Below are 16648 nucleotides of genomic sequence, written 5' to 3' on the forward strand. Positions count from 1 at the left end.
CGGCGCCCGCGCCCGCCACCATCGCCCCGGCGACACCGCTGCCGCCGCAGTGAAGGGCACGCTCAGCGGACCGCCTCGGCGGCGCCGCCGGGCACGTTCGACGGGCCCATCCGGCGAGGATGACAGGGCGACCGCGTCGGCGCTTGACAGGCCCGGTCCCGACGGCTACTTCGCCCGGACGGTTCGGGCCGCACCCGAACTTCTCGGACCTCGGTCCGAACGGGTTCACCCGGTGAATTTATCGACGGGTCGAACAGGACGGCCTTCGGCCGACCAGGCGGGCGCTTAGCTCAGCGGGAGAGCACATCCTTCACACGGATGGGGTCGCAGGTTCAATCCCTGCAGCGCCCACCATCTGGCCCGCCGCGTTCACTCGAAACTTCGAGCTTGCCTCAATCAGCGTGACCAAATTGTCGTTCGCCGACGGCGCGACGACTGGTACCCTTCTCGTCGTGGCCCTACCTTGCTGCGGACGTTGTCCGTCTCGACGACGGCGCGTCGGGCAATCGCATCGCGCCTCGGGCCTGGCCGCCGAGATGCCGAAGGAGAACGTGATGCCCGCACTGCGCAAGAAGCGTGACGGCACCGTACCGAAGACGCCCGCGCCGCCGCCCGAAGCACTCGCCTACGATGCCGACGTGACGGCCCAAGCCGTCGCCCATATGCAGCGGAAGGCCGATCGCGAGCTCGAAGGCGAAGAGTGGGCGATCGTCGACGGCGATGTCGGCGACAAGCGCTGACCCGGACTGGATTCACGCCCCGCCAGCCAGATTCGATCTGGTCGCCTCCTATTTCCCTGAACGGCTGCAGGAGGCCGAGCCGGGCCTCAAATTGAGACCGGGCCTGGTCCTCGCAGTCCTGCGCGGCAAGACCTCGGGCCGCTATGCCTGCCGCATCGCCTACGGGACGAAGCAGCTGAAGCTCCCGCGCCGGCAACATCTCGATCTCATCATTCAAGACGCTGCAGACGTCGCGCTGCTCGGCTTGGCACGGCCGACGCGATTCGACCTCGATCACACCGCCGTGCTGCCCTGGACCGCGACGTTCTTCGGCTGCTGGTCGGGCTTTGCCACGCCGGTCATCGGCACGCTCACCGAGCCGTATGTTCGCGAGTTCGCCTACCTGATGATGAAGCGTGGCTCGGTCCAGCCGCCCGACGGGATCTGAAGAATCGCTCGATTGTTCCGAGCCAGGGCGACGCCTGCTCTCGTCGACCTGCGCTGCCCGCTCACCCCACTCCGACCGGAATCACCCGTCCCACCGCCGCCTCGACCTCGGCGAGGCTGCAGGCGGCGCCGTGATCGCCGAGCGTGACGATCGGGCCGACGCCGGTCGGGCCGGTGAGCGACGGGCGGCTGCCGACGAAGATCGACACAAGCGGCACGCCGAGCGCGGCGGCGAGATGCAGGAGGCCGGTGTCGACGCCGACCACCAGCGTCGCCCCGGCGATCAGCCGCGCCACCCGGTCGAGCGGCCGGCGCTCCGGCACCCGCGCGTTCGGCATCGCCGCGGCGAGCCGCTCGGCCCTTACTTTTTCGATCGGCGTGCCCCAGGGCAGGACCAGGTCGAGACCGCGCGCCGCCAGCGTGGCGCCGAGCGCGATCCAGTCGGCCTCCGGCCATTCCTTCTCGGGCCGCGCCGTCGCGTGCAGCAGCACCGCGTAGGGGCGCGGCGCCGGGTCGGCGAGCGCCGTGCGGTCGACGCCGTAGTCGGCCTCACCCTGCGGCGTGTAGCCGAGCGCGGCGGCGGTCAGCAGGCGGTTGCGGGCGACGGCGTGGAGGTTGCGCGCGACCGAATGACGGACGTCGTAGCTCACCGTCGCCAGACCCTCGCGGGCACTGGAAAAGTCGTAGCCGTGGCGCTCGCCGCGGGCGAGGCGGGTGAGGACGGCGGTGCGCAACAGCCCCTGCGTGTCGATCACGGTGTCGAAGCGGCGGCCGCGCAGGTCGCGCACGAAGCGGCCGATCTCGGTCCAGGTCGCGCCCCGGTGCAGAACGCGCCGCCAGCGCCGCCAGGCGACCGGCACCACCGCGTCGACGCCCGGATGCAGGCCGGCGAGCGGCGCGAACGCCTCCTCGACCAGCCAGACCAGGCGCGTCGACGGCCGCGCCCGGCGCGCGTCGGTGACGGCCGGCATGTGATGCACCACGTCGCCGAGCGACGAGGTCTTGATGAACAGGACGTCGGCCATGAAACCTCGGCCATGAAACCATCGGGTCCGGCGGGCCTCTCCGCCGACGGGTCCGGCGGGGCGCGGTTCTCTTAACCGGGGTCGGCGCGCTTGTCATGCGACCGAGCGGGGGCCCCCTCCTCTGGTCGCGGCGGCGCGGCGTCGATATGGATAGGCGATCGCGGCAACGAGAGGACTGCGCATGAGCGTTCTGGTGACCGGCGGCGCCGGCTATATCGGCAGCCACATGGTCCACGCCCTGGTCGATGCCGGCGAGCGGGTCGTGGTGCTCGACAATTTCTCCACCGGCTTCCGCGCCGCCGTGCCGGAGGCCGCGACGGTGGTGACGGGCGACACCGGCGACGCCGCGCTGGTGTCGCGGCTGATCGCCGAGCACGGGGTCGAATCGATCATCCACTTCGCCGCCTCGATCGTGGTCCCCGAGTCGGTCGCCGAGCCGCTGAAATACTACCGCAACAACACGGCCAACACGCGCAGCATGATCCAGTGCGCGGTCGACGGCGGCGTGAGGCATTTCATCTTCTCGTCGACCGCGGCCGTCTACGGCAACCCGGCCCAGGTGCCGGTCGCCGAGGATGCGACGCTCGCGCCGATGTCGCCCTACGGCTCGTCCAAGCTGATGAGCGAGATCATGCTGCGCGACGCGACGCTGGCGCACGGCCTCGGCCACGTGATCCTGCGCTACTTCAACGTCGCCGGCGCCGACCCGCAGATGCGCACCGGCCAGTCGACGAAGAACGCCACGCATCTGATCAAGGTGGCCGTCGAAACTGCTCTGGGGTTGCGCGAAAAGATCGACGTGTTCGGCACCGACTACCCGACCCCGGACGGCACCTGCGTGCGCGACTACATCCACGTCTCCGATCTGGTCGCCGCGCATGCCGACGCGCTGCGCCATCTGCGCGCCGGCGGGCCGTCCGAGACGCTCAACTGCGGCTACGGCCGCGGCTTCTCGGTGCTCGACGTGATCGAGACCGTGAAGAAGGTGGCCGGCGTCGATTTCCGGGTCGACCGCGCCCCGCGCCGGCCGGGCGACCCGGCCGTGATCGTCGCCGCCTCCGATCGGGCGCGGGAGATTCTGGACTGGCAGCCGCGCCACGACGACCTGAAGACGATCGTCCGCCACGCCCTCGACTGGCAGAGGAAGCTCGGCGCGACGGGGGTTTGATCTGCCCGGTCGTTCCGGGGCGGTCCGACAGGCGTCTTCAGAGTCGCCTCGGGGTCTCTCGGCTCCTGCGTCCCCTCCCCCCTTGTAGGGGAGGGACAGGGAGGGGGGTGAGCCGCAGACTCGGCGTTTGCGGCTCACCCCCCTCTCCACCTCTCCCCCACAAGGGGGGAGAGAGCAGGCTGCGGCTCGTGACGGGCTCGGTGGCACTCATGACGACCGCCTCACGCTTGGCGCGAGTCGGCGGCGGCGACTACCATGGTCTCCGGAAACGTTCCAACGCCCCGGGAGAGACCTCATGATCCGTTCGCTGCACGCCGATGCGTCCGCCGACCGCCCACTCGCCGCCACCCTGCGCTCGACCGCCCTGCTCGGCGCCGCGCTGATCGCCCTGCCGCTCGCCGCCGGCCCGGCGCGGGCCGCCGAGCCTGCCGTCGTGACCACCAAGTCGCTGAGCCCGGAGACTGCGCTGGAGCTCGCCCGAGCGGCGCTCGACGCCTGCCGGCAGCGCGGCTTCCAGGTCGCCGTCGCCGTGGTCGACCGCTCCGGCGCCCTCCAGGTGATGCTGCGCGACCGCTTCGCCGGACCGCACACGCCGACGACCGCCACCGGCAAGGCGTGGACGGCGGTGAGCTTTCGCACCGACACGACCGAGCTGGTCGGCATGACCCAGCCCGGCATGCCGCAGGCTGGTGTGCGCGCCCTGCCCGGCGCCGTCGTGCTCGGCGGAGGGCTCATGGTGGAGGGCGGCGGCGCACTGCTCGGCGGGATCGGCGTCTCGGGCGCGCCGGGCGGCGAGGCGGACGACGCCTGCGCCAAGGCCGGCCTGGAGGCGATCCGCGACAAGCTCGACCTCTGAAGGTGCCGGGTCCGGGGCGCCGGGCCGGGGGGCACCGGCGCCTCGCCGCGCGCGCCCTCCTGCCCCGGGGGCCTCCTGACCCGGGGGCCTCCGGCCCGCGGAGGATCTCCGCCACCCGCCCCCCGTCCAGCCCCGCCGGTCCGGCACTCGCCGTCCGGAGCCGGCCGGCCCGTCATAATTGTCATATCCGTGTCATATCCGACCTGACTCGCGCCGATTTCCGGTCCATAGCTGCGGCGCGCGTCCGCGGTCCGCCTCCCGGCGGCGCCCCCCGGACGAACCACTCCCCCCGCAGGGCCGACCCGACGATCCGGTCGCCACGGCCCTCGCTTGCTGGATGGACGGTATGCTCGGCTGGTTCCAGGCGCTCATGCCCAAGGAAGAGCGCTTCTTCGACCTGTTCGCCCGCCACGCCGAGACCGTGGTGGCGGGCGCCGAGGCACTGCGCGGCGTGCTGCGCGGCGGCCCGGAGATCTCCCACTACTGCCGGCTCGTCGTCGAGCGCGAGGCGGCGGCCGACGAGATCACCCGCTCGGTCCTCCTGGCGGTGCGGCGCAGCTTCATCACCCCGTTCGACCGCGGCGACATCCAGGGCCTGATCTCGTCGATGGACGACTCCATCGACCAGATGCACAAGACCGCCAAGGTCATCACCCTGTTCGAGGTGACCCGCTTCGAGCCCGCCATGGGCGAGATGGGAGACATCATCCTGCGCTCCGCCGAGCTGGTCCGCGAGGTGGTGCCGCTGTTGCGCGCGATCGGCAAGAACGTCGGTGCCATCAACGGGCTCACCGAGGAGATCACCCGCATCGAGGAGCGCGCCGACCAGCTCCACGACAAGGGCCGCAAGGAGCTGTTCCTCACCCACCGCAACGGCGACGCGATGGAGTTCATCGTCGGCGCCGAGATCTACGAGCACCTCGAGAAGGTGGTCGATCGGTTCGAGGACGTCGCCAACAAGATCAGCGACATCGTCGTCGAGCAGGTGTGAGGCCGCGGGCATGGATGCGACGCTCGCCCTGCCGCTGCTGATCGGCCTGATCGGCGTGGCGCTCCTGTTCGACTTCCTCAACGGCCTGCACGACGCGGCCAACTCGATCGCCACTATCGTCTCGACCCGGGTGCTGCGCCCGCAATACGCGGTCGCCTGGGCGGCGTTCTTCAACTTCATCGCCTTCCTGTTCTTCGGCCTGCACGTCGCCCAGACGATCGGCACCGGCATCATCGACGCCGCGATCGTCGATCCCCGCGTGGTGTTCGGCGCCCTGATGGGCGCAATCGTGTGGAACGTGATCACCTGGATCTTCGGCATCCCGTCGAGCTCGTCGCACGCGCTGATCGGCGGGCTGGTCGGCGCCGGCGTCACCAAGGCCGGCGTCGGCGCCATCGTCTGGGGCGGGCTCGGCAAGACCGCCGCCGCGATCTTCCTGTCGCCGCTGGTCGGCTTCTCGCTCGCCTTGATGCTGGTGCTGACGGTGTCGTGGCTGCTGGTCCGCGCCACCCCGTTCGCGGTCGACAATGCGTTCCGATCGCTGCAGTTCGTCTCGGCGTCGCTCTACTCGCTCGGCCACGGCGGCAACGACGCCCAGAAGACCATGGGCATCATCGCCGTGCTGCTCTACTCGCAGGGCCACCTGGAGGGCGGCTTCCACGTGCCGTTCTGGGTCGTGATCACCTGCCAGGCCGCGATGGGGCTCGGCACGCTGTTCGGAGGCTGGCGCATCGTGCGCACCATGGGCTCGAAGATCACGCGGCTGACCCCACTGCAGGGCTTCTGCGCCGAGACGGGCGGCGCCATCACGCTGTTCATGGCGACCGGCCTCGGCATCCCGGTGTCGACGACCCACACGATCACGGGCGCGATCGTCGGCGTCGGCGCGGCGCGGCGCGTTTCGGCCGTGCGTTGGAACATTGCCGGGAGTATCGTGATTGCCTGGATCGTGACGATGCCGGCGGCCGCCGCGATCGGGGCGGCGTCCTATATTGCTTGTGGCCTTTTCATCTGAGGACCCCTGTTGGCCCGTCGACATCTCACCGAGACTCCGAAACGTCCGCTGCAATACGCTGCCGTGCCGTATCGACGGACCGCGGGAGGCGAGACCGAGGTGCTGCTGCTGACCTCGCGCGAGACGCGGCGCTGGGTGATCCCCAAGGGCTGGCCGATCCGCGGAAAGAAGCCGCACGACTCGGCCGCCCGCGAGGCGCGCGAGGAGGCCGGCATCGTCGGCCGAACCGGCCGCGAGGCGATCGGCACCTATCGCTACGACAAGCGGCTGAAGAGCGGCGAGGCGACCCGCTGCAAGGTCGAGGTGTTCCCGCTCGCCGTCACGGGTCAGCGCAAGCGGTGGCCCGAGAAGGGCCAGCGGACGCTGCGCTGGTTCACGCTGCCCGAGGCCGCTCGGGCCGTGCAGGAGCCGGGCCTGCGCAAGCTTCTGCGCCGCCTCGACCTGCTGCTGCCGGACACGGCCGACAGCGAGGCGTGAGGCCGCCGGCCTCGGTTGCCCGGTGCCGGCCGGCGGGTGTTCGGCGCGCCTACAACCCTGCCCGGGATGCGGCGAACCGAACCGGCGAATGTCGGCAAGAATACGCAATTGCGCCCTATATCCGAACCTCGCCCGTGCGAGATCGACGGCGATGCGCGACGGGCCGCCCGGCCCGGCGCGCGCCCGGAGTTCGTCATGTCTCGTGCTGGTGCGTTCCGATTCTTCCTGCCCGGCGTCGTCGCCGGCCTGTCGGTCCTGGTCGTCTCGACCGTCCTTCTCGCGCCCCGGCCGGCCGCCGCAGCCCCGGACTGCCTCACCGCCCCGGACGGCACCGCGACCGAGGGCCGGCGCTGGTTCTACCGGCTCGACCACTCGACCGGCCGCAAGTGCTGGTACCTGAAGGCGCCTGGCGAGAGCCGCGCGGCGCCGCCCCCGAGCCCCGAGGCGACGGGCGGTATCGCCTCGGCACCAGGTCCGGCGACGCCGGTGCCGGCGACCCCGCTGCCGACCACGCCGCTCGCCGGCGCGCCGGTCCAGGCGGCGACCGACACGGCCGCGAGCGGAACTCCGGCCGCAGAACCGGGCGGTCGCTCCGCGAGGCCGCTCGACGCTGCGGCCCGCGACGCGCTCTATCGCGAGTTTCTCGCCTGGCGGCTGCAACAGCCCGCCGATTAGGCAGTGCCCGCGGCTGCCCGCGTTGACGGCCCCGGCGCGTGTGATATGGGGCGGGTCGCCGAAACGACCGGCCCTCCGACCGCCAGGCCGGATGCCCCCGCCACCCTCACCGAGACGTCTTCATGAGCGCGCGCTACGTGATCGATCCTGCCCCGCAGGCCACCCTCGCGGTCGCCGGATCGGACCAGCTCTTCCCGGTCCGCCGCATCTGGTGCGTCGGCCGCAACTATGTCGAGCACATCCGCGAGATGGGGCAGGACGAGCGCGAGCCGCCGTTCTTCTTCGCCAAGCCGGCCGACGCCGTGGTGCCGGACGGCGCCACCGTCCCCTACCCGCCGCTGACCAAGGACATGCACCACGAGGTCGAGCTGGTCGTCGCGCTCAAGGGCGGCGGCCGCAACATCAGGACCGAGGACGCGCTCTCGCTCGTCTACGGCTATGCGGTCGGCATCGACCTCACCCGCCGCGACCTGCAGATCGCCTCGCGAAAGATCCAGCGGCCGTGGGAGATCGGCAAGGCGTTCGACGCCTCGGCGCCGTGCGGCGCGCTCAAGCCCGTCTCGGAGATCGGCCATCCGTCGAAGGGCCGCATCACGCTCGCCTGCAACGGCACGCTGCGCCAGGACGGCGACCTCGAGCAGATGATCTGGAACGTGCCCGAGGTGATCTCGAAGCTGTCCGAGATGGTCGCGCTGGCGCCGGGCGACATCATCATGACCGGAACGCCGGCCGGCGTCGCCGCCACGGTCGCGGGCGACACGCTGGAGTGCGCCGTCGAGGGCGTCGGCACCCTGACCGTGAAGATCGGCGCGCCGCTCGCTTGACCGTGACGACGGGCGCGGGCCGCGACGGCCCGCCCCCGGTCTATTCCGTCCGCGGTCGTCGCCCGCGACCATCGGCGCGGACGACGATCCGGCCGGGCGTCCTCACTGCTTGGGGATGCCGGCCTTCTCGATGACGGCGCCCCACTTGGCGATGTCGTCCTTGAGACGCTTCGACAGCTCCTCGGGCGAGGTCGGACGGGCCGAGATGCCGAGCTCGAGCAGTCGCTTCTTCACGTCGGCGTCGGCCAGCACCTCGCGCAGCGCCTTGTTGAGCGTGTCGATCACGGCAGGCGGCGTGCCGGCCGGCGCGAACAGCGCGTTCCACGACGTCACATCGTAGTCCTTGACGCCGGACTGCATGACGGTCGGCACGTCGGGCAGGATCTCGGAGCGCTCGGGACCGGTGGTGGCGAGGGCTCGGATCTTGTTGTCCTGCAGGTTCGACTTCATCGCCGCATAGGTGTCGATCATCAGGTTCACGTCGTCGCGCAAGAGCGCGATGATCACCTCCGGCGTGCCACGATACGGAACGACGTAGAAGTTCAGCCCGGTCTGCGACTTGAACAGCTCGGCCGAGAGGTTCTGGGTGCTGCCGACATTGATGGTCCCGACGTTCAGCTTGCCGGGATTCTGCTTGCCGTAGGCGAGCACGTCGGCGAGCGTCTTGTAGGGCGACGCGGCATTGACGCCGAGGATGAAGTCGAACGTGCCGAGGATCGAGATCGGCATGAAGTCCTTCACCGGGTCGTAAGGCAGGCTCTTGAACAGCGGCACCGAGACGGCGTTGCCGTTCGACAGCAGCGTCAGCGTGTAGCCGTCGGGCGCCGCGGAGAGCGCGGCGCGCGCCGAGGCGATGCCGCCGGCGCCCGGCATGTTCTCGATGATGAAACGCTGGCCGAGCTTCTGGCCGAGCTTCTCGGTGACGATGCGCACCGTGAGGTCGGCGACGCCGCCGGCACCGAACGGCACCGTCACGCGCACCGGCCGGTCCGGATAGTTCTGGGCGACGGCCGAGCCGGCGATCATCGTCGTCATCGCGAGGGCGGCGAGAGCGGCCAGGGTTTTCTTCATGCTGGTCCTCCGGTCTTGCGGTGATTCGGCCGCACCCGGCGCGGGCGAGGCCTCGTCGAGACGACGCCAGAGCGACGCCGTCGGGGGGAGCGCGTCCGGCAGGGCGCTCGGACGCGGGGGGTAGAAGGTGATCTAGCGGCGAACCGTTTCGAATTGGAGAACGTCGGCCGCCACCGGACGGGGCGTATCGCCGCAGCCTAGCCTCACAGGGGCGGCACGTCACCCTGCGCCCACGCCGCCGTCACCTCGGCCGCATGGTCGGCGAAGCGACTCTCGGCGATGGCGGCCCGAATGCCCTGCATCAACGTCTGGAAGTAGGCGATGTTGACGACGCTCAGATACATGGCGCCGAGCGTCTCGTTCGCCCTGATCAGATGATGCAGATAGGCGCGCGGAACCTCGCGGGCGATGCGGCACGGGCTCTCCGGATCGAGCGGACGCGGATCCTCGGCGTGCCGGGCGTTCTTCAGATTCACCGGACCGCGGCGCGTGTAGGCGAGGCCGTGACGGCCGTTGCGGGTGGGCAGCACGCAGTCGAACATGTCGACGCCGCGCGCCACGCTCTTCAACAGGTCGTCGGGCGTGCCGACCCCCATCAGATAACGAGGGCGATCGTCCGGCAGCAGCGGCGCGACCTCCTCGATCATCGCCAGCATGGTCGCCTGCGGCTCGCCGACCGCGAGGCCGCCGATGGCGTAGCCCTGGAAATCCATCGCCACCAGCGCGCGCGCGCTCTCGCGACGGAGCGCCACGTCGTCGCCGCCCTGGACGATCGCGAACAGGGCGCGGCCGCTCGGGAGATCCGGCTCGAAGGCGCGCTTGCAGCGCTCCGCCCAACGCAACGAGAGGCGCATCGCGCGTTCGATCTCGGCCCGCTCGGCCGGCAGCGCCACGCATTCGTCGAGCTGCATGGCGATGTCGGAGCCGAGCAGGCGCTGGATCTCGATCGCTCGCTCCGGCGACAGCACCACGGTCGCGCCGTCGATGTGGGAGCGGAACGTGACGCCGCTCTCGTCGACCTTGCGCAGCTCGGAGAGCGACATCACCTGGAAGCCGCCCGAGTCGGTGAGGATCGGCCCCGACCAGCCCATGAAGGCGTGCAGGCCGCCGAGCCGGGCGATGCGCTCGGCGCCGGGGCGCAGCATCAGGTGATAGGTGTTGGAGAGCACGATGTCGGCGCCGGCGTCGCGCACCTCGTGCCAATGCACGCCCTTCATGGCGGCCTGGGTGCCGACCGGCATGAAGGCCGGCGTCCGCACGATGCCGTGCGGCGTCTCGAGCGTGCCGAGGCGCGCCATACCGTCGGTGGCGAGATGGGTGAACTTCACGCGGAAACGCCTTCGGAAGCGGGAGATGTGTCGAACGGAGTGTGTCGAACGGGAGGCCGTTCTAGGCGCGCGCGCGACGAGGGGCAAGCGGGTGGGGATGCCATCCCGGTCGTCCCGGGGCGCGCCGCAGGCGGCTGCGAGCCACGTCGCGAAGCAGGGCCTCTCGGTGGTCGTCGACCGCGAATGCAAAGGCTTGGCATGGCTCGGTCATTCCGGGGCGGCGCGAAGCGCCGAACCCGGAATCCAGCCCGGAATGCCGAGCTCGCCGCTGGATTCCGGGTTCGCGCCTTCGGCGCGCCCCGGAATGACCGGTCATCCCTCGGCCGCTGCCGCGGCGGGCAGGCCGAGCGCGGCGACGCCGGCCGTCTTCGCCTCCTGCACGCGGCGCTGCTGGTCGACGAAGGCGCGCGCGGCGTCGCTGTCGAACAGCTCGTGGCCCTCCGTGTCGGCGTCCCAGGCACTCATCGCCGTGTCCGTGTAGGCGAACTTGTTTGGGTCGTGCTTGATCCGCAGATAGATGCGGCGCAGCCGCATGTAGAGCGCGCCCCACTGCACCAGCTTGACGGCGGTCTGGACCCAGTAGCGCGGATAGAAGGTCAGGGCGGATTCGCGCGCGAAACCGGGCCGCCGGTCGGTGCGCGACTTGAGGCGCAGGAAGCCGGACTCGAGCGGGTGGATGCGCTCGAAGTCGATCGAGCCCTTGAACCACGTGATCAGGAACAGCGCGTTGGAGGCGTTGCCGCCGCTCGCCGCGACGCGCTTGAGGATCGTCGTGATGTGGTCGATCGTGTAGTAGCGCTGCCACGCCATCCGATAGGCGTCGTTCCACTCGGCCGGCGACATCTTCGCGTGCGGGGCGCAGATGTGGTTGAGGTCGTAGCGGTTGAGGTCGGGGTCGAGCGGCACGCCGGCCTTCACGAGCCTGCGGTGGTCCTCGGAGCCCGGCAGCGGCGTCAGGTAGAAGAACTCCAGGAGGTCGACCGGCAGCTCGCGCTTGATCACGTCGATGTCGTGCATGATCGACTCGACCGTGTCGGCCGGGAAGCCCAGGATGTAGCCCGCATACGTGATCACGCGCACCGACTTCCACGCCAGCAGCATCTCACGGTACTCGGTGATCTTGTTCTGCCGCTTCTTGGCGTCGGCGAGGTTCTGCGGGTTGATGTTCTCGAGCCCGATGAACACGCGCCGCACGCCGGCCCGCGCCGCCTTCTCGATGAAGCCCGGCAGCTTATGGCAGAGCGTGTCGACCTGGATGATGAAGCCGATGTTGAGCTTCTCCACCTCGCGCAGATGGATCAGGCGATCGAGGATCGGCTCCCAGTCCTTGTTGCGGGCGAAGTTGTCGTCGGTGATGAAGAAGCTGCGTAGGCCCTGCGCGTAATTGGTACGCACGATCGTCTCGACGTCGTCGGGCGAGCGGCGGCGCGACTTGCGGCCCTGCACGTTGATGATGGTGCAGAACGAGCACTGGTAGGGGCAGCCGCGTCCGGCGTCGAAGCTGGTCGCCGCGCCGGCCGTGCGCTGCACCCGCTCGGCCGCCATCAGCGGGATCGGCGCGCCCTCGATTCCCGGCAGGTCGTCCATGTAGTCGTAGAGCGGCGCGAGGCGCCCCGCCGCCGCGTCCTGCAGCACGCGGTCGAGCCGTCCCTCCGCCTCGCCGGCGAACAGCGTGAGGCCGAGCGCGCGCGCCTCGTCGAGATCACGATCGACGCCGGCCAGCATCGCGGTGACGCCGGACACGTGGAAGCCGCCGACCGCCACGGCGATGCCGGCGGCGCGCAGCGGCCGCGCCAGATCGAGGGCGCGCGGGAACTGGTTCGACTGCACGCCGACCAGCATCACCATGCCGGCCCCGGCCGACCTGATCATCTCCGCGAGCTGTTTCGGGCGGATGCGCGTGTTGGTCTCGTCGAAGGCGTGAATGTCGATCTCGACGTCGGCACCCAGCACCTGCCGGGCCGCGCAGTCCTTGGCGATGCCGTAGAGCGCCGCGAGCGAATTCGACGGAATCGGCGAGCGGAACCATTGGATGACGTAGCCCTCGTCGTCGTAATGCGACGGCTTGACGAGGATCAGGCAGAAACGTCGTCGTTCGGTCATGACGGCGCCGGCTCGATTCGAGGTTCATTCACGTCGGATCGGGCCACACTGCACGGGTTTTTGGAGCCTGTACAGGAGAAATACGTAACGGTTGCTGTCTGGATCCTGGGCGGCGGCGGCGCCGCTACTTACCGGTCGCCACGGAACAAAAGGCAGGCGTCGCCGTAGGAGTAGAACCGGTAGCCCGTGGCGACCGCATGGGCGTAGGCACGCCGCATGGTCTCGAGGCCCGAGAAGGCGGCGACCAGCATGAACAGGGTCGAGCGCGGCAGATGAAAATTGGTCAGCATCACGTCGACGGCGCGGAAGCGGTAGCCGGGCGTGATGAAGATCGCGGTCTCGGCCGCGAAGGGGCGGATCGTGCCGTCCGGGTCGGCGGCGCTTTCCAGGAGCCGCAGCGAGGTCGAGCCGACCGCGACGATGCGGCCCCCGTTTTTTCGGGCAACGTTGAGGGCCGCCGCCGTCGCCTCGCTCACCACGCCGAACTCGGCATGCATCTTGTGGTCCACCGTGTCGTCCGCCTTGACGGGCAGGAAGGTGCCCGGTCCCACATGCAGCGTCACCGTATGTAGCCCGATGCCCGCGCCGCGCAGGCGGACGAGCAGATCGTCGGTAAAATGCAGGCCCGCCGTGGGTGCTGCGACGGCGCCCTCCTCGCGGGCGAACAGCGTCTGATAATCGGCGCGGTCCTGCTCGTCGGCCGGCCGGCGCGCCGCGATGTAGGGCGGCAGCGGCATGGCGCCGCGCTCGGCGATCGCCTGGTCGAGCACGGGCCCGTGGAACGCGAAGGCGAGCGTCACGGCGCCGCCCTCGCCTTTCAGCTCGACGGTCGCGTCGAGCTGGCCGAGGAAGCAGACCTTGCCCTCGTCGCCGAACCGCACCGTGTCGCCGACCGAGAGCTTCCTCGATCCCTTGACCAGCGCCTTCCAGCGGCTGCCGTCGAGCCGCTCGACCAGGGTCGCCTCGATCGCCACCTCGGACCCGCGGCCGAGCCGGCGGCCGAACAGCTGCGCCGGAATCACCTTGGTGTCGTTGACGACGAGCTGATCACCGGGCCGCAGGAGCGACGGCAGATCGCGCACCGCATGGTCTTCGAGCGCCGGCGCGGCGTCGGCGCCGGCCTGCGGCCGCACGACGAGCAGCCGCGCGGAATCACGCGGGCTGGCGGGCCGCAGCGCGATGCGCTCTTGCGGGAGATCGAAGTCGAACAGATCGGTGCGCATGAGGTGGCCGGCAGGGCGCCCGTTCTCCCTCTCCCCGCTGGCGGGGAGAGGGTCGGGGTGAGGGGGCGTCGCCGTATCCACGAGAGGCCCACGAGAGGCCCCCTCACCCGGATTTCACGCCTGCGGCGTGCAATCCGACCTCTCCCCGCCGTGCGGGGAGAGGTGAAGGGACGTCACGCTGTCGCGTCGGCGGCCATGCGGGCCGAGACGATCTTGTCGGGATCGCTGACCGGCTCGCCGCGCTTGATCTTGTCGATGTTGTCCATGCCGGCCGTCACCTTGCCCCACACCGTGTACTGGCCGTCCAGCCAGGGCGCCTCGGTGAAGCAGATGAAGAACTGGCTGTCGCCCGAATCCGGGTTCTGGGCGCGCGCCATCGAGACGGTGCCGCGGACGTGCTTCTCGCGCGAGAACTCGGCCTTCAGCTTCTGGCCCGAGCCGCCCGTGCCGGTGCCGTGCGGGCAGCCGGTCTGCGCCATGAAGTCCTCGATCACGCGGTGGAACACGATGCCGTCGTAGAACTTCTGGCGCACCAGCTCCTTGATGCGCGCGACATGGCCGGGCGCGAGGTCGGGCCGCATCTCGATGGTGACCGGGCCCTGGGTGGTCTCGAGCAAGAGGGTGTTCTCGGTGACGTCGCTCACGGGTGAAGTCCCTTGGTTGGAATGGAAGTCGGATGAACCGGATCGGCGGCACGAGCCGGCGCGAGGCCGCACCGCCGGCAGACGATCATGAACCACGTGATCACGACCGGTGTGATCACGTCTTGCGACGCGCGTCGCGTCGACGTCACTTGGCGTCGGCGGCGACCTGCATGCGGACGATCTTGTCGGGGTTGGTGACGCGGCCGTTGTCGGCCGGCGAGCCCTTCTTCACCTTGTCGACCACGTCCATGCCGCGTACCACCTCGCCGACCACCGTGTACTTGCCGTTGAGGCCGGGGTTCTCGGCGAACATGATGAAGAACTGGCTGTTGGCCGAGTTCGGGTCGGAGGCGCGGGCCATGCCGACGATGCCGCGCTTGTAGGGCACGTTGGAGAACTCGGCCGGCAGGTCCGGATACTTCGAGCCGCCCGTCCCGTTGCCGCGCTGGCCGTCGCCGGTCTGCGCCATGAAGTTGTCGATCACGCGGTGGAACGGCACGTTGTCGTAGAACTTCTCGCGCGTCAGCAGCTTGATGCGCTCGGCGTGCTGCGGCGCGAGGTCCGGTCGCAGCTTGATGACGACGCGGCCGTCCTTGGTGTCGAGCAGGATCGTGTTCTGCGGATCGAGGCCGGCCGGCAGCGGCTGGGCCTGCGCCCCGACCGAGAGCATCAGCACGGCGAGAGCTGCGAACAAGCGGATCATGAAGCATCCTTGGCGTTGCGATGGAACGGCGCGGTCACGATGGTCGCCGTTACGGTGAGCGCGGTTGCGGTGAACAGACGGCAGGCGGCCCGGACGGTCACGCGGCGCACGAGCTGCGAGGATCGCGTCACGGATCGCATCGCCGGCCTTTTCGTCAGGTCGCCCGGGCGGCGAACCTCGTCTTCAGCCGCGCGGCCACGGCCGGCGGCACGAAGGCCGAGACGTCCCCGCCCATGGCGGCAATCTGGCGAACCAGTGTGGCGGTGATCGGGCGCGCCAAGGGCGACGCCGGCAGGAACACGGTGGCGATCTCGGGCGCCATGGCGCCGTTCATGCCGGCGAGTTGCATCTCGTAGTCGAGGTCGGTGCCGTCGCGCAGGCCGCGGATCAGCGCCACGGCGCCCTGCTCCCGCGCCGCCGTGACCACCAGGCCGTCGAACGTGATGCAGGTGATCTCGCAGGACGCCGCCGCCGCGACGGTCCGGCACGTCTCCTCCAGCATGGCGGCACGCTCCTCGGCGGAGAACAGCGGCACCTTGCCGGGATGGATGCCGATCGCCAGCACCAGACGATCGGCGAGGCGGACCGCCTGGCGGACGACGTCCAGGTGGCCGTTGGTGACGGGGTCGAACGACCCGGCATAGAGGGCTGTGCGAAGCATCGCGCGGGTCTAGCCTGCCCGGAGCGGCCCGGCAAGGCACCCGGTGGTATTGTGCTGCAGCACGCGCGATCCGGTCAGGCCGGCCGGCGCGACAGCGCGAGCCAGACGCCGCCGGCGATCAGGGCGACCCCGGAGGCCCGCCCGAGCAGCCGCTGGCGCGACGGCGCCAGGAACCAGCCGCGCCCGGCCGCCGCGGCGAGCCCCCACACCGCATCGAGAAGCCCGGCCAGCGCCACCGAGACGGACACCATCACGACGAGCTGGAAGGTCGCCGGCAAAGCCGGATCGACGAACTGCGGCAGGAAGGCCGTGAAGAACGCCATGGTCTTGGGATTGGAGACGGCGACCAGGAAGCCGCGCGAGACATGGACGCCGCCCGTCTCGGGCACCGGAGCGCCGCGACCGCTGCGCCGGAACGCCTGCACGCCGAGCCAGATCAGATAGACGACGCCGGCCCAGCGGATCACCTCGAACAGCACCGTGGCCTTGGCCATCACCACGCCGAGGCCGAACGCCACCGTGCCGATCAGCACGCTGTTGCCTGCCATGGTGCCGACCGAGGTGGCGAGCACGGCGCGCGCCCCCTGGGTCGCACCGGTCGAGATCATCAGGGTGACGATCGGACCGGGCGTCAGGATCAGCAGCAGCGTGAGTGCGAGGAAGGGAACGAACAGGTCCGGGTTCACGGGCGTCTCCGTTCCCCGCCGCCGCGGCCGCC

At 70.3% G+C, this 16648-nt stretch carries 18 protein-coding genes and 1 tRNA gene; 10 read left to right on the forward strand and 9 right to left on the reverse strand.

The window, feature by feature from the left end; genetic code table 11:
* The first annotated feature begins 279 nt into the window (after window positions 1-279).
* From ABTU92_RS10880 to ABTU92_RS10890, 3 genes are all read left to right on the forward strand, one after another.
* Window positions 280-354: transfer RNA gene (locus ABTU92_RS10880), tRNA-Val, on the forward strand.
* Between the two features lie 47 nt (window positions 355-401).
* Window positions 402-740, forward strand: coding sequence for a hypothetical protein (locus ABTU92_RS10885; protein WP_408090448.1), 339 nt, complete (start codon window positions 402-404; stop codon window positions 738-740).
* The gene (locus ABTU92_RS10890; protein ID WP_408090450.1) at window positions 721-1167 is read left to right on the forward strand and encodes a hypothetical protein; all 447 of its coding nucleotides are present in this window, start codon (window positions 721-723) and stop codon (window positions 1165-1167) included. The genes ABTU92_RS10885 and ABTU92_RS10890 overlap by 20 nt, the downstream gene beginning before the upstream one ends.
* Before the next feature lie 61 nt (window positions 1168-1228).
* Here the strand turns inward: ABTU92_RS10890 and waaC are convergent, their stop codons facing one another.
* A complete protein-coding gene (gene waaC, locus ABTU92_RS10895) occupies window positions 1229-2191 on the reverse strand; it encodes a lipopolysaccharide heptosyltransferase I (protein ID WP_408090452.1) in 963 nt (320 codons plus the stop codon).
* Between the two features lie 181 nt (window positions 2192-2372).
* Here waaC and galE point away from each other — a divergent pair, with 181 nt between their 5' ends.
* The 7 genes from galE to ABTU92_RS10930 all read left to right on the forward strand — a co-directional run bounded on the left by galE (window position 2373) and on the right by ABTU92_RS10930 (window position 8197).
* The gene (galE, locus tag ABTU92_RS10900) at window positions 2373-3359 is read left to right on the forward strand and encodes a UDP-glucose 4-epimerase GalE (protein WP_408090454.1); all 987 of its coding nucleotides are present in this window, start codon (window positions 2373-2375) and stop codon (window positions 3357-3359) included.
* Window positions 3360-3654: 295 nt separating this feature from the next.
* On the forward strand, window positions 3655-4215 hold the full coding sequence (locus ABTU92_RS10905) for a GlcG/HbpS family heme-binding protein (protein WP_408090456.1): 561 nt from the start codon (window positions 3655-3657) through the stop codon (window positions 4213-4215).
* A 346-nt stretch (window positions 4216-4561) separates the two neighbouring features.
* Window positions 4562-5206 carry a DUF47 domain-containing protein gene (locus ABTU92_RS10910; RefSeq protein ID WP_408090458.1) on the forward strand — a complete coding sequence of 215 codons (645 nt, stop codon included), beginning with the start codon at window positions 4562-4564 and terminating at the stop codon, window positions 5204-5206.
* 10 nt (window positions 5207-5216) lie between these two features.
* Window positions 5217-6221, forward strand: coding sequence for an anion permease (locus ABTU92_RS10915; RefSeq protein ID WP_408090460.1), 1005 nt, complete (start codon window positions 5217-5219; stop codon window positions 6219-6221).
* Window positions 6222-6230: 9 nt separating this feature from the next.
* Window positions 6231-6698: an NUDIX hydrolase gene (locus tag ABTU92_RS10920; protein WP_408090462.1), complete on the forward strand. Its 468-nt coding sequence runs from the start codon at window positions 6231-6233 to the stop codon at window positions 6696-6698.
* Window positions 6699-6893: 195 nt separating this feature from the next.
* Complete coding sequence (locus ABTU92_RS10925) at window positions 6894-7373, forward strand: hypothetical protein (protein ID WP_408090464.1); 480 nt, start codon at window positions 6894-6896, stop codon at window positions 7371-7373.
* Between the two features lie 122 nt (window positions 7374-7495).
* Window positions 7496-8197, forward strand: a complete 702-nt coding sequence (locus ABTU92_RS10930) for a fumarylacetoacetate hydrolase family protein (protein WP_408090466.1) — start codon at window positions 7496-7498, stop codon at window positions 8195-8197.
* Between the two features lie 102 nt (window positions 8198-8299).
* Here the strand turns inward: ABTU92_RS10930 and ABTU92_RS10935 are convergent, their stop codons facing one another.
* From ABTU92_RS10935 to ABTU92_RS10970, 8 genes are all read right to left on the reverse strand, one after another.
* On the reverse strand, window positions 8300-9268 hold the full coding sequence (locus tag ABTU92_RS10935) for a Bug family tripartite tricarboxylate transporter substrate binding protein (RefSeq protein ID WP_408090468.1): 969 nt from the start codon (window positions 9266-9268) through the stop codon (window positions 8300-8302).
* Window positions 9269-9471: 203 nt separating this feature from the next.
* Window positions 9472-10596, reverse strand: a complete 1125-nt coding sequence (tgt, locus tag ABTU92_RS10940; RefSeq protein WP_408090470.1) for a tRNA guanosine(34) transglycosylase Tgt — start codon at window positions 10594-10596, stop codon at window positions 9472-9474.
* A gap of 312 nt (window positions 10597-10908) precedes the next feature.
* Window positions 10909-12699 (reverse strand): B12-binding domain-containing radical SAM protein, encoded by a 1791-nt coding sequence (locus ABTU92_RS10945; protein ID WP_408090472.1) that lies wholly within the window; start codon window positions 12697-12699, stop codon window positions 10909-10911.
* A 128-nt stretch (window positions 12700-12827) separates the two neighbouring features.
* The gene (gene queA / locus ABTU92_RS10950; protein WP_408090474.1) at window positions 12828-13922 is read right to left on the reverse strand and encodes a tRNA preQ1(34) S-adenosylmethionine ribosyltransferase-isomerase QueA; all 1095 of its coding nucleotides are present in this window, start codon (window positions 13920-13922) and stop codon (window positions 12828-12830) included.
* Window positions 13923-14095: 173 nt separating this feature from the next.
* Window positions 14096-14566 (reverse strand): peptidylprolyl isomerase, encoded by a 471-nt coding sequence (locus ABTU92_RS10955; protein WP_408090476.1) that lies wholly within the window; start codon window positions 14564-14566, stop codon window positions 14096-14098.
* A 145-nt stretch (window positions 14567-14711) separates the two neighbouring features.
* Entirely contained in the window at window positions 14712-15269 is a 558-nt protein-coding gene (locus ABTU92_RS10960) for a peptidylprolyl isomerase (RefSeq protein WP_408090478.1), read from the reverse strand.
* Window positions 15270-15423: 154 nt separating this feature from the next.
* Window positions 15424-15930: a pantetheine-phosphate adenylyltransferase gene (coaD, locus tag ABTU92_RS10965; RefSeq protein ID WP_408090480.1), complete on the reverse strand. Its 507-nt coding sequence runs from the start codon at window positions 15928-15930 to the stop codon at window positions 15424-15426.
* Window positions 15931-16004: 74 nt separating this feature from the next.
* Window positions 16005-16648: LysE family translocator (locus tag ABTU92_RS10970; protein WP_408090482.1), on the reverse strand; the 644-nt coding region annotated here is incomplete at its 5' end.

Origin of the sequence: Rhodoplanes sp. SY1 (assembly GCF_046000175.1) — a bacterium.
Classification (GTDB): Bacteria; Pseudomonadota; Alphaproteobacteria; order Rhizobiales; family Xanthobacteraceae; genus Rhodoplanes.